The organism is Singulisphaera chitinilytica, from assembly GCF_049331405.1.
Classification (GTDB): domain Bacteria; phylum Planctomycetota; class Planctomycetia; order Isosphaerales; family Isosphaeraceae; genus PoT.
In genome coordinates, this window is record NZ_CP186274.1 from 7,828,434 (window position 1) to 7,842,299 (window position 13,866).

Genomic DNA, 13,866 nt, shown 5'->3' on the forward strand with positions numbered 1-13,866 from the left:
GATTTTCACGAACAAACGTCCACTACTGCGTAACTCCTAAGTCTTTGAGCCTCTCCTACTTCGATTCAATGGGTCGTAGGCGGACGGTACGAAGATCCATCACGGCGACTCCCGGCTTGGCGATCGCACGAACCTCGAGTTGGTACCGCCCGGCTTTCGGGATCGAGAGTCGCCCGATGTTTTGCGACTGGAACTTCTGGAATCCTCCGGTCTCGGGCACCGTGAGTTTCAGAACTTGGTCGCCGAGGCGAAACTCGACGCTGCTCCCCCCACTCCCGGTTCCGCAACCGACGAGTGCTTCGAGTTCGTAGTCGCCGGGGCGAATCGCGTCGAATTCCCAACTGGCCCAGTCATCGGCACGGACCCAATAGCCTAACGTGTTCTTATGGGGTAGCGGTTCGTAGCGGAGCATGATCCCGTGGATTTCAGCCGTGCTCGCGGGCAGGACGATGTTCCCGTCATCTTTCTGGCGATTCGGGGAGTAGTCCGGGTTCGGCGCGGGAGTTTGTGCCTTCACCCCGTCCCGCCAGGCCTTGAGCTGAGAGCCCAGTTCCTCCACGCGTTCGGGAGATACATCGGAGAGGTTCGTCGATTCGCCCGGATCGCGCTCGAGGTCGAACAATTCCCGCCGACCGGTTTCGTAGAACTCGATTAACTTCCATTTCCCCACCCGAATCGCCCCGCCAGGCCGACCTCCCTGGTTACTGTAGTGGGGATAGTGCCAGTACAGAGGGCGAGGTTTGAGTGCTTCGCCTTGGGTCAGCAACCCTACGAGGCTGACGCCATCCGACCCCGTGAAGGGATCGAGGCCACAAAGAGTCGCGAGAGTCGGGGCGAGGTCCCCGCTCCAGACGGGGGTCGACTCGATACCGGCCTGAATCTTCTCGGGCCATTTGACGATCAGGGGAACACGGATGCCTCCCTCGTAGAGCCAGCCCTTGCCTTCCCGCAAGGGAGCGTTAATCGTCGCGGGAGTATGCGGACCTTCGACCGTGGCCAACCCGCCGTTGTCACTCGTAAAAATGACGATAGTTTCTGAGGTCAGCTTGAGCCGGTCGAGGCAATCGAGAACCCGCCCGACGCTCGCGTCCAGACTCTCGAGCATGGCTGCATAAATGGGATTCTCTTGCCGGCCATGCGGCGTGCCGTCCCATTCGGCGTAGTGCTGAACGAGCTCTCGCTTGGCGACGAGTGGCGTATGCACGGCGAAATGGGGCATGTAGAGGAAGAACGGCCCCTTTGCATGAGCCTCGATGAATCGTTCGGCCTCGGTCGTGAGTCGATCCGTCAGGTATTCCTGGTCCGGTGCGTTTTCCAGGCCAGGAATGGTCTGACCGCCTCTTTCATAAGGCGAAAAGTAGCTCAGTGGCGAGCCCTTGGCATCGCCCGCTACATTCATGTCGAAACCTTGTGCCTTGGGATCGAAGCCAGCACCACCCAGGTGCCACTTGCCGATGCTCGCCGTCGCGTACCCTCGACGCTTGAACACCTGCGAAATCGTCCGCTCCTCTATCGGCAATTGCTGCAAGATCTGAGGCCGGGCCAACCGCTGTGCGGGAGAATCGGGGCGTCCAGGCAGCCAGTCGGTCAGGTGGAGTCTCGCCGGGTGACTTCCGGTGATAAGTGCTGCCCGCGTCGGCGAGCATACCGGGCTTGCCGCATACGCTTGCGTGAATCGCTTGCCTTCGCCGGCGAGTTTGTCGATGCGCGGAGTGCGATGAAAACGACTGCCATAGACTGAGAGGTCGGCCCAACCCAGGTCGTCCGCCACGATGAGGACGACGTTGGGATGAGCCACGTCTGCTCGACTCCCCGAACCTCCAACGACCGACAGCAGAACCACAAGCAGTGCGATGGAAACCCGAAAGTTGAGCGTCATGGCGTTCTAGCATCTCCAGACATCATTTGTTCGCGCCGCGATATGAGAAGACCTGCACTGCATCAACCTGAGTGACCGTCCTGAGGCTCACTCCGACTTCGAGACTGCTTCGAACCAAACGGGTTGCGTAAATGCCCCGTTCGTCGCTATGTCCCAGGCCTCCGCTCGGATCCATTTCCTGCCTGTCAGGTCGGCGGAACGGGTGATGGTTCGTTGCCCGAAAGATGAGGTGTCATCGAGCATGATGCGATCCCGATAGATGCGTTCGCCATCGCCGCTGATGAGGTCGACGTGGTGCATCGGAAACGTCCAATCGAGATCCAATTTAACCTCGACCTTGCCATTCGGCGGCCTAATGAGGGACTCGCCGCTCAACTTGCCGCCGACCTGGAAGTCACGAATCAAGACTTCGCCCGTGGTGACGAAGAAACGTCCATGACTCAGGGCGTCGAGGATGGGGCTCCAATCGTCATCGTATCGCGGCAGCCTGGGCAATCGAACGTAATTGACGTTCATATGACCGAAAAGTTCATGCGTGTGGTCGATCTTGAAGACATCGACCTCGCCGATCGCGTACTTGCGATCGCCCCAATTTGCCATGTCGTCGAGCAGATCGAGGCACCTTACGCCCAATCGAGGGATCGATAAATCCGCCGGCATCGCCTTCCAGGTTGCTCCCAGGAACGACCTATCCCGGAAGAACGGCTCGTGACGATACTCATCCGGTGCCCAGTTCGAGGCCTTGATCCTGGGATGGGCCGTCCAGGCGAGGCCATGTTCCTCGCGGATGAGGCGTTCCATCTCTGCCTGATTGCCCACGTGATAGAGTGTTCCCAGCCCGGGGCGAGTCTCGGCGAAAGGCTCATCCTTCCCGCGTTTCATGGTCCAGTAAACGGGCTTTGGGAAAAGATAAAGCCAGTGGCCGGGGTGCTTTTCCTTGCCCTCGGCGCCGAGATGGACGTTGGCCTCCTCGCCCGGCAGGAAGAGAATCTGATCGTCGGAGAGCCTGCGGCATTCGGCGAACATGGCCTCGAGTTCAGGGATTCGGACCTTCTCAGGCCCTTGCGGATGACCTTGGCCGTGGAATTCTGCCAGGTGGACGATCTTGACGCCCATATCCTTGAACATCTTCACGAGATCCGGGATCGACCTCCCCTTCCCTCGGGCGATCTCCTGCATGGCCGCGACGGCGACCTCCACGTGCCAGTGGCTGGTCATCGCGAGATGGCCGGGGATTTCGGGATAGCTGTCGTTGCGTGTGAATTTCAGGACCTGGCTGAGTGCCTCCTCCGTCTTGCCGCGACTCAGGAGGAAGAACACCCCCATCTTCTGCACTGTCTCCGGCGGGGCATTGAACCAGGGGACGTAATTACCCCCGCCCTTCTCCGTCTGACGGATCCCGAATCCCCAATTCTCCGCAGAGCCACGATGGGATCGACCCGCCCAGACCGTGCTCTGATTGTCGGTGAGATCTCGCGGATAGAAATATTGATGCGGGGGCGGAAAGCAGGCGACCGAGCCTCCGCCCGTCTCGGCGATCAGTGTGCGATTCCTGACGGCGATCGAGCGATCGTCATCCTCCGGCTTCACGTCCAAGGCTTGCGTTTTGCCCTCGGTGTCGCGCCATCCCAACCGAACCGGCATCGAGTCCGAGGCGACGAGCCCTGCGTCGTAGACGAAGGCACGAGAGTCCTCGTCGGTCTTCATCGCTGCGGCGACATGGACCAATGGAACCTTCGAATAGATCGTGAGTTCGAGCGCCCCCGCGAATGGCCCCGCTTCGAGTTTCTCCAGTCGAATCGTGGCCCGCCCTGGTATGCTCGTCACCTTGACCTTCTGCAGGTTCAGGCGTGAGCGAAATGTCTGATGAGGTCGCTTCGCGGGCGAGTCGAAGAAGACGTTGAAGACGCTCATGCTCGGGGGTCTGTCGGGGGGAGATTCTCGCTTCCCCACCGTGACCCAGAAGGTGGGCTCCAGATTCTTCAGGAGCGGATTTTGATCCTGAGGCTCCCCTTCGCGGTGTCCCGCGCCGAGTAAGGATATCGCGGAGACCAGCGCATTCTTGTCAGAGCTCAGGTCCAGGTCGATCCGTCCGCGTTCACGTTCATTGATGGGCCAGGATACCGACAGGCGGCTATTGCCGGCGCCTTCCTTCACCTCGACGCCGCAATCCGAGCGGTATTCGGTCAAATCGACCGCCGCTGAGCGGCTCTCCGCCCGCGAATCGCTGACGAGGACCAGGGCGAAACTTCCGATGAGAAGAAAGAAGGCCGTAGGACGAATGCGCGAGCGGTGTCGAAACATGGGAGAGGTTCCAGCCCTCGACGCGGCGGTAGTTCAGCTCTATTCATGCGCAACAAACGACTCGCCCGAGTATCCGAGAACCGTTTCACCCAGACAAGGACCGAGCCGGTCGTCGAGATGAGGGGGCGAATGGTTCAGTCCTGGCCGTCACTTTCCAGGGCTCTCTCCAACACTTGACCCATCAGCCGACGTGCCTATAGTTGGCTAATCTTGCTCATCGTCAGCCGAGACGAAGGCGAGTCCGCACCATTCGATTCCGATCACTTGAGGTCGGGCACGGTTGAGACGGGGTAGAAGGCCTTCGCGGACAGCCCGATTGATCGATATCTGTCTCATCCGTCTTTTCCAACTCGACCTCTCTAAAGTGATTGAAAACCTACATTTGCGTCGGCATCGACGGATCGACTGGCCTGACAATCCGTCCGGCTTCAGCAACGAGGGCCCGAGGAGATTATCCGCAGGGCCGCGAGAAATGCGCACTCGTTTCCCCCCCGACCTGAGAGATGGTTCAGCAAGGACTGCTTGAACCGGCTGGTAGACCATTCTTCGATCATTTGAATTTTCAAAGGATTGTCATGGATCATTCGAATACGACGAGCACCGCTGAAATCACGCCAGGGCGACAAAGGGCGATTCTCCTCACGCTTGCCGCGGTCCAGTTCACCAGCATCGTGGATTTCATGGTGGTCATGCCGCTTGGTTCGCAGTTGATGGATAAGTTGAACATAAATCCAGACAAGTTTGGAAACATCGTCTCGGCATACACCATCAGCGCGGGTATCGCCGGATTCTTCGCGGCGAGCTTTATCGACAGGTTCGGGCGACGTGCCTCGTTTCTCTCGCTTTTCAGCGGGTTTCTGGTCGGAACCTTACTCTGCGGTCTCGCCAATTCTTATGTGACGCTCCTGGCGGCCCGCGTGCTGACGGGTGCTTTCGGTGGGGTTCTCGGCGGCATGGCCATGGCGATCATCGGCGATGTCTTTCCTCCCCAGCGACACGCGTCGGCGACCGCGGCATTGATGTCGGCTTTCGCCGTAGCGTCGGTGCTGGGTGTGCCGTTCGGGCTCTTCATCGGCACGAAATTCGGGTGGCAATGGCCGTTCCTGGTCCTGGCGGGTTGCGGTGTGTTGGTGCTTCTTGCGGCGATGTATACCATGCCCCCTCTTCGGCAGCATCTCGATCCTTCGAAACCGGCGGCATCTCCCATCCGGCAACTCCAGGAAACTCTTTCGGATCCGAATCACGTTCGCGCCTTCACCCTTATCATCACCTTGATGTTCGGGACCTTCGCCGTCGTACCCTATATCGCGGCGTACCTCGTGGCGAACGTGAACGTCAAAGAGGATCAACTTCCCTGGATTTACGTCACGGGTGGAGCCCTGACCCTCGTAGCCGCGCCGGTAATCGGACGCCTGGCTGACCGCTTCGGCAAACTCACAGTCTATCGGTGCGTCGCCCCGGTCTCGGCGCTCTTGATGTTTCTCGTGACGCTGTTGCCTCCCGTCCCGCTGGTTGTGGCGGTGGCTATCGTTGGGTTGCTCATGATGAGCAATGCCGGGCGGATGATTGGCGCCATGGCCATGGTGATGGCCAGCGTCGATCCCAGGCGTCGGGGCACGTTCATGAGCGCGAACTCGTCCGTCCAACACCTGGCCAGTGGTCTCGGGGCGTATGTCGGGGGACAGATCATCGTCAAGCTTTCCAGCGGTCGCTGGATGAATTACCCGTGGGTCGGGGTCATCGGTGCCCTGGCGACGCTCTTCAGCCTGTACCTGGCCGGACGGCTCCGCACTTTCTCGGCTCCCTCGGCCCCGAACTCGACGGTTCCGGGCGAAATGGAGGAGGCCACCGAGGCCGTCGTCGCGGCCGAATCGTTCTAAATAGCAAAGACTTAGGTTCGTTCAATCTGACCTGCGGCCTCGATCCAGCAGCGAGGCCGCCTTATTTTCATCCTACATCCTCCCCGCCCATCTTCGCCGGATCTACCCTTCCCTTTCACGATTCTGATCCCGTTTGCGGCCTCGAACCGAGCATTCCAATCTCGGTAGAGAGTGTTTGCGCGGCTTGTAGGCCGCGCGAGAAGCGGCATTCTCAGGAAACGGTTGCATTTTGCGAGACCTCGTCGCACACTATCAAACTCTGTGTGGATCCCGATTGCGGGTGTCGTCCGGGGCTCTCATCTCTCCCCTCGGGCCGGTCCCTTGTCGGACCTCATCTGGGACCGTGCGCCCATTCTCCAGGTTGCAACCAACCGCATAAATCACTCGCCTTCATCGCTCGAGATCGAGGTCGGAGTCTGCGACCAAGGCTCCCCTCGACCCCTGGGCTGTGATCGAGGTACCTCTCGACCATACGAGTCTTGCAATGGCCATTCGCGTATCGCTGAACCATAAGACCGAATACCGCTACGATCGCGAGGTTCAGCTTACCCCCCAGGTCGTCCGCCTCCGGCCCGCGCCCCACTGCCGGACGCCGATCGTCAGCTATTCGCTGCGGATCCAACCCGCCGAGCACTTCATCAACTGGCAGCAAGACCCGTACAGCAACTACCAGGCGCGGCTCGTCTTCTCCAAGCCCACGAATGTCTTCTCGGTCGAGGTCGACCTGACCGCCGAACTCTCGGTCATCAACCCCTTCGACTTCTTCCTCGACCCCACGGCCGAACGAGTTCCGATCCGCTACGAGGAGCAACTCGTCCGGGAACTCGCCAGCTATCTGGAGAAGGAGCCGGCCGGTCCCCTGCTCCAGGGCCTGGTCGATGAATTTAACGATTCCGACGCCAAGACGATCGACTACATCGTTGCGATCAACCAACGCCTGAATCAGGCGGTCCGCTACGTCATCCGGATGGAGCCAGGGATCCAGGCGTGCGAGGAGACCCTCACCCTCCAGAGCGGTTCCTGCCGCGACTCGGCCTGGCTCCTTGTACAATTGTTCCGGCACCTGGGCATCGCGGCCCGATTCGTCTCCGGGTATCTGATCCAGTTGAAGCCGGACATCGTCGCGATCGACGGACCCCAGGGTGCCGCTGAAGACTTCACGGATCTGCACGCGTGGACCGAGGTCTTTCTCCCGGGAGCCGGCTGGGTGGGGCTCGACCCAACCTCCGGCCTTCTGGTCGGCGAAGGCCACATCCCCCTCGCCTGTGCGGCAGATCCCACGAACGCCTCGCCGATCTCCGGGTCGTTCACCTGGAACAAGCGACCTGGAGAATCCGAAGACGAGAAGTGCGAGACGGAATTCTCCTTTCATATGTCCATCACGCGGGTCCACGAAGATCCGCGCGTGACCAAGCCCTACACCGACGAGCAGTGGCAGTCGATCCTCGACCTCGGCCGTCGGATCGACGAGCAACTCCTGAATGGGGATGTTCGCCTGACGATGGGGGGCGAGCCGACCTTCGTCTCCGTCGACGACATGGAAGGGGCCGAGTGGAATGTGACGGCCCTCGGGCCGACCAAACGGGTCCTCGCCGGTGCACTCCTCAACCGGCTCCGAGATCGATTTGCCCCTGGCGCTTTCCTCCACTACGGGCAGGGTAAATGGTATCCCGGTGAACCCCTACCCCGTTGGGCGCTGTCGTGCTACTGGCGGCGCGACGGCGTCCCGCTCTGGGAAGACCCCAGCCTCTACGCCGACGAGACCCGCAATTACGGACATGCCGGCCCCCAGGCCCGAGCGTTCATAGAGGCCCTAGCACGAGCCCTGAACGTCGACCCGGCGAACAGCCGGCCTGGGTATGAAGACGTCTGGTACTATCTCTGGAAAGAGCGACAACTCCCCGTCGACATCGATCCGCTGGCTCGTTCGCTCGACGACCCGGAGGAGCGAAAGACCCTGGCCCGCGTCTTCGAGCAGGGATTGAACCACGTCGTCGGTTATGCCCTTCCGCTCCGTCGAGATCCGGTCGGATCGCAAAGGCGCTGGGTGAGTGGCCCGTGGGCCTTGCGTCGCGGTCATCTGTTCCTGATGCCGGGCGATTCGCCCATGGGGTTCCGGCTCCCCCTCGACTCCTTGCCCTGGCAGGCGCCGCAGGATCTCGAGCCGGTGGTCGAGCTCGACCCGCAGGCACCTCGCGACTCCCTGCCGAAGCTCGAGGATCTGCTCAAGCAACGGCGAATCTCCTTGCCCTCTTCCTATGGCCAGGGTCGCGAGCCCGGCACGGGTCCCCCGCAGTCGGATCCGTCGGCCCCGTTCGCCAACGCGTCGACGCTGGTCCGGACGTCCCTGTGCGTCGAGCCTCGCGACGGACGGCTCTACATCTTCATGCCTCCCTTGAGCCTCCTGGAAGACTACCTGGAGCTTGTGAGCGCGATCGAAGGGACCGCGGACGCACTCAACTTACCCGTGCTGGTCGAGGGCTATGGCCCCCCGACCGATCACCGCATCAATCATCTCAGCGTGACGCCCGACCCCGGCGTCATCGAAGTCAACATGCACCCCGCCCATAGTTGGGACGAGCTCGTCGACCAGACGACCACGCTCTACGAGGAGGCGCGGCAGACCCGGCTCGGCACCGAGAAATTCATGGTCGACGGCCGGCACACGGGGACCGGCGGGGGCAACCACATCGTCCTGGGTGGGACATCTCCAGCGGATAGCCCGCTCCTGCGGCGCCCGGACCTCCTCCGCAGCCTGGTCGCCTACTGGCACAACCATCCGTCGCTCTCGTACCTCTTCTCCGGGATGTTCGTGGGCCCGACGAGCCAGGCCCCACGGATCGACGAGGCGAGGAATGACAGCCTCTATGAGATGGAGATCGCCTTCCAGCAGATCCCCGACCACGGCACCACGCAGCCTTGGCTCGTCGACCGGGTCTTCCGCCACCTCCTCACCGACGTGACGGGCAATACCCACCGCGCCGAGTTCTGCATCGACAAGCTCTACTCGCCCGACAGCAGCAGCGGTCGTCGCGGCCTGCTCGAGATGCGCGGCTTCGAGATGCCCCCCGACGTTCGCATGAGCCTCGTGCAGCAGCTCCTGATCCGCTCGCTCGTCGCCCGATTCTGGGATCAGCCCTATGATAGGCAGCTCGCTCGGTGGGGGACGGAGCTCCACGACCGATTCATGCTGCCCCACTTCATCTTCGAAGACTTCGCCGACGTCATCACCGAGCTCCAGGAGAGCGGTCTCCCGCTCGAACGCGAGTGGTTCGTACCCCACTTCGAGTTCCGCTTCCCTAGGTTTGGTGAGGTCGCATACAAGGGAGTGGACATGGAACTTCGCCAGGCCATCGAGCCGTGGCACGTGTTGGGAGAGGAGGCCGGCCCCGGTTCGACGGTGCGATACGTCGACTCCTCGGTGGAGCGCCTCGAGCTGAAGGTCCAGGGGATGACGAATACACGGCACACCATCACCTGCAACGGCCGCCCGCTTCCCCTCCATCCTACGGGGACGAACGGCAAGTTCGTGGCGGGCGTCCGTTATCGGGCCTGGCAGCCCCCTTCATGCTTGCACCCGACGATCCGGGTGCATGCGCCGCTCGTTTTCGACCTCGTCGACACGTGGATGGCCCGCTCGCTAGGCGGATTTACGTATCACGTCTCTCACCCTGGCGGACGCTCCTTCGACACGATGCCAGTCAACGCCTACGAGGCGGAGAGCCGTCGGATCGCCCGGTTCGTCCCATTCGGCCATTCTCCGGGCAAGCTGAACGTGCCCAAGCCCGCGAGAAGCCTCGAGGCGCCTTTCACACTCGACCTCCGCTGGTCGTAATACCAAGCCTGTGCGCTTTCGTTCATTAACGCCAGTGAGTGGGCATATCTTAGATATGCCCACTCACGTTTAAGCCTTGTGAGTTTGCTGCCTTCGACGCAAACGATTCTCTGAATCGAACTTTGAGAGTGCCGCTCGCGAAAGCCTGGGTCGTCACTTCTGGGAATATTGTGACGATCCCGACTCTCGTCGTCAGGCATCCCGGAACCTTTGAGAAATCGACGAGATTTGATTGCACTGATGTCGTAACGGCCGTTTTCGCTAAAATCGACGTCGCAAGTACTTACTATGATAGCACTTGCAAGATCAGTGTACAACCGACCATTTAATACGAAAACGACGAGATTTTGGCCGATGGTTAGAATGGGGACCGAAGCTAGGCGCTCGGCACCTGGATCGTTATGAGGCGAACAGACCATCGTTTGGTCACTTCAACCTCTCCCTTAACTCGGATCGTCCCGACGACCATGGCCGAACTGCAATCCCCCGAACTGCTCGGGCACTCGCTCACTCCCGACGAAGGCTCCCCGCAGGCCTTCGACGAGATGGTCGCACCCGACGGCACCATCCGGGGGCACTGGCAGAGCTTCGTCCGGCAGTTGGTATCGCTCGGGCTTCCGGACGTTCGGAACCGCTGGGAAGACGCCAAGCACCTGATCCGCGAAAACGGCGTCACCTACAACGTCTACGGCGACCCGAGGGGCATGGAACGCCCCTGGGAACTCGACCCGATTCCGCTCCTTGTGTCATCGCAGGACGCGAGCTGGATCGAGCATGGGCTGACGCAACGCGCCCGGCTCCTCGAACTGATCCTGGCTGACCTCTATGGCCCGCAGCGAGCCCTGGCCGAGGGCTATCTGCCCCCGCCCCTGCTCTATGGACACCCTGGTTTCTTGCGCGCCTGCCAGGGGATCGAACCGCTGGGCAATCGCCGACTCCTGCTCTACGCCGCGGACGTGGGTCGAAGTCCCGACGGCATCTTTCGCGTCATTTCCGACCGCGCCCAGGCCCCCTCGGGACTTGGTTACGCGCTCGAGAATCGGATCGTGCTCACGCGGATGATGCCCGAGATCTTCCGGGAGTGTCGGGTCCAACGACTCGCCCTCTTCTTCCAGAGTTTGCGGCAGACACTGGCCTCGATCGCCCCCTATGATCGCGACAACCCTCGGATTGTGCTCCTCACGCCGGGCCCCTACAACGAGACCTATTTCGAGCACGCGTATCTGGCTCGGTACCTGGGATACACGCTCGTCGAAGGCAACGACCTGACCGTCCGCGATAACCGGGTCTATCTCAAGCTCCTCGGCGGCCTTCAACCGGTCGACGTCATCCTTCGACGCCTCGACGACGACTATTGCGACCCGCTCGAGCTGCGTCGAGATTCGTTCCTCGGAGTGCCCGGTCTGGTGCAAGCCGTCCGCGCGGGGAACGTTGCGGTGGCCAACTCCCTCGGCAGCGGGTTGGTGGAATCCCCCGCACTGCTCGCGTATCTACCGGGTCTCTGTCGCTTCTTCCTCGGTGAAGACCTGCGCTTGCCCTCAATTGCCACCTGGTGGTGTGGCGAGGAGTCTGGTCTTTCCTACGTCCTCGCGAACCTGTCGCGGATGATCGTCAGGCCCGCGTGTCGGTCAGGCCTGGTCGAGCCGATCTTCGGCGAGCGTCTCACCCGAGATGAGTTGGTAGCCCTGTCGGATCGCATCCGTCGTCGTCCCCTCGATTTCGTGGGGCAGGAGCAGATTTCACTCTCCACCGCGCCTGGCCTGGACGACTCCGGGTTCCAGCCCAAGCAAGTGGCCGTTCGCTGGTTCCTGGCGGCGACCGGCAACGGCTTCACCATGATGCCCGGCGGCCTCTCGCGGATCACCTCCTCGGCCGACTCCCTGGTCGTGTCGATGCAACGAGGCGGCGGGAGTAAGGATACCTGGCTCCTTTCCGATGGCCCGGTAAGCACCTTCAGTCTGCTCTCGCCCAAGGTCCAGGTGGTGAAGTTGAGCCGAGGCGGCGGCGACCTACCCAGCCGCGTGGCCGATGACCTCTTCTGGCTGGGGCGATACGTCGAGAGAGTCGAGGGGACGATTCGCCTCCTTCGCGTGATCCTGATCCGCATGACGGATCAAACGGGGCTCACGGAAGCCCCCGAACTCCCCGCATTGCTCCGAAGCCTCACGTACCAGACCATGAGTACCCCCGGCTTCATCGGGGCCGGAGCGGCGGAACGCCTCGCCACGCCCGAGGCCGAGTTGCTCTCGCTGATCGGCGACCCCAGCCGGACCACGAGCCTGAAGGCCACGATCCACTCGCTCCATCACCTCGCCGGCAAGGTCCGCGACCGCTTCTCGATCGATCTCTGGCGTATCCTGATCGGCTTGGACTTGGACACCGACGAGGATGACTTCCATCGCTACGACGGGGGCCGCGAATGGCCTCCGTTCGTCAGCTCGGGCCAGAAGGCACCTAGGCTACTCAGCGAGATCCGCGACATCCTCGACGACAAGATCCTCCGGCTTGCCGCCTTCTCCGGCCTCGTCGCCGAGAGCATGACGCGCGGCCAGGGGTGGCGGTTCCTCGACATGGGCCGGAGGCTCGAGCGGTCCCTCCGAGGCGTCGGCCAGATCCGGAGCACACTGACGACCGTGACCGGCCCCGAGGACTCCCTGCTCGAGGCCCTGCTCCAGGTCGCCGATAGCTCCATGACGTATCGTCGACGCTACATGAGCCAGCTCCAGACGGCTCCGGTCCTCGACCTCCTCCTCGCCGACGAGACGAATCCGAGGTCCGTTGCCTTCCAACTCCTCGCCCTGGCGGAAAGCCTCGAGCAACTCCCCCGCGGCGACTCAACGCATGACCCGAAGCTCGATTACAAGATCGCGATCGCGGCACTCGACCGAGTGCGGAACGCTGACCCCGACATGCTGGCCAGCGTCGATCCACGCGGCTCGCGCGCCGGGCTCGACGGACTTCTCTCGACCCTCGAATCGGAAATCCCCGACATTTCCGACCACCTCAGCCGGAGTTACTTCAGCCATCTCTATCCGTCGCGACATTCCATGAAGACCGTCGGGTTCCATCACTATGTACTATAAAATCACGCATACCACCCGATATCATTACGCCTATAACGTTTCCCTTTGTCATAATTTGACCCATCTGTCGGCGAGAAATAGCCCCTGGCAAGACTGCCTCGAAAGCGAGATCACGGTCAACTCGCAACCCGCGGTCTCCGTACCGCAAGTCGATTTCTTCGGCAACCCCGTGACGTTCTTCACGGTGCAAGAGCCGCACGAGCGCCTGGAAGTCACCGCGTTCAATCGCGTACGTATCCGACCCAGGCCCACACCCCATTCCGACGCTTCATGCAACTGGGAGGCGGCGCGTGACGTGATCGCGTCGGGCCGGGACGCAGAATCGCTCGACGCCTATCAATACGTCTTTGAATCTCACTACGTGAGGCATGAAGACGAATTGGCGCACTACGCGAGCCCTTCGTTCACGCCCGGTCGTCCGCTCATCGACGCGATCCTGGACCTCACGCGACGGATCCACGAGGAGTTCATTTTCGATCCGCAGGCGACGACGATCGAGACCCCTCCGCGGGAACTCTTGAAGATCCGGCGAGGAGTCTGCCAGGATTTCGCCCACTTCCAGATCGCCTGCCTGCGATCCCTCGGACTGGCCGCCCGTTATGTCAGCGGCTACCTGCTGACGACGCCGCCCCCCGGTCAACCCCGGATGGTCGGCGCGGACGTCTCGCACGCCTGGCTCTCGGTCTACTGCCCCGGCTACGGGTGGCTCGACGTCGACCCGACTAACAACCTCGTCGTCTCGGACTTACACCCGACGATCGCCTGGGGCCGCGACTACGACGACGTGAGCCCTATCAAGGGCGTGGTCCTCGGGGGGGGGAACCACACGGTTTCCGTCTCCGTCGACGTCATCGCCGAGCCCGATCCGCTCTGACATCGGGCTGG

At 61.7% G+C, this 13,866-nt stretch carries 6 protein-coding genes; 4 read left to right on the forward strand and 2 right to left on the reverse strand.

The window, feature by feature from the left end:
• Positions 1-55: 55 nt before the first annotated feature.
• Both ACOYYX_RS30505 and ACOYYX_RS30510 read right to left on the reverse strand, forming a co-directional pair.
• Positions 56-1,771, reverse strand: coding sequence for a sulfatase-like hydrolase/transferase (locus ACOYYX_RS30505; protein WP_422926475.1), 1,716 nt, complete (start codon positions 1,769-1,771; stop codon positions 56-58).
• 195 nt (positions 1,772-1,966) lie between these two features.
• Entirely contained in the window at positions 1,967-4,183 is a 2,217-nt protein-coding gene (locus ACOYYX_RS30510; RefSeq protein WP_422926476.1) for a hypothetical protein, read from the reverse strand.
• Positions 4,184-4,758: 575 nt separating this feature from the next.
• Between ACOYYX_RS30510 and ACOYYX_RS30515 the strand changes: the two genes are divergently transcribed.
• The 4 genes from ACOYYX_RS30515 to ACOYYX_RS30530 all read left to right on the forward strand — a co-directional run bounded on the left by ACOYYX_RS30515 (position 4,759) and on the right by ACOYYX_RS30530 (position 13,855).
• A complete protein-coding gene (locus ACOYYX_RS30515; RefSeq protein ID WP_422926477.1) occupies positions 4,759-6,063 on the forward strand; it encodes an MFS transporter in 1,305 nt (434 codons plus the stop codon).
• A gap of 484 nt (positions 6,064-6,547) precedes the next feature.
• Complete coding sequence (locus ACOYYX_RS30520) at positions 6,548-9,898, forward strand: DUF2126 domain-containing protein (protein ID WP_422926478.1); 3,351 nt, start codon at positions 6,548-6,550, stop codon at positions 9,896-9,898.
• Between the two features lie 467 nt (positions 9,899-10,365).
• Positions 10,366-12,981: a circularly permuted type 2 ATP-grasp protein gene (locus tag ACOYYX_RS30525; protein WP_422926479.1), complete on the forward strand. Its 2,616-nt coding sequence runs from the start codon at positions 10,366-10,368 to the stop codon at positions 12,979-12,981.
• Between the two features lie 55 nt (positions 12,982-13,036).
• On the forward strand, positions 13,037-13,855 hold the full coding sequence (locus ACOYYX_RS30530) for a transglutaminase family protein (RefSeq protein WP_422931684.1): 819 nt from the start codon (positions 13,037-13,039) through the stop codon (positions 13,853-13,855).
• The last annotated feature ends 11 nt before the right edge of the window (positions 13,856-13,866 follow it).

What these genes read in the sequence shown, in the direction of transcription:
- ACOYYX_RS30510 (WP_422926476.1), bottom strand. Translation starts at nt 4,183, where the DNA reads ATGTTTCGACACCGCTCGCGCATTCGTCCTACGGCCTTCTTTCTTCTC.
- ACOYYX_RS30520 (WP_422926478.1), top strand. Translation starts at nt 6,548, where the DNA reads ATGGCCATTCGCGTATCGCTGAACCATAAGACCGAATACCGCTACGAT.
- ACOYYX_RS30515 (WP_422926477.1), top strand. Translation starts at nt 4,759, where the DNA reads ATGGATCATTCGAATACGACGAGCACCGCTGAAATCACGCCAGGGCGA.
- ACOYYX_RS30525 (WP_422926479.1), top strand. Translation starts at nt 10,366, where the DNA reads ATGGCCGAACTGCAATCCCCCGAACTGCTCGGGCACTCGCTCACTCCC.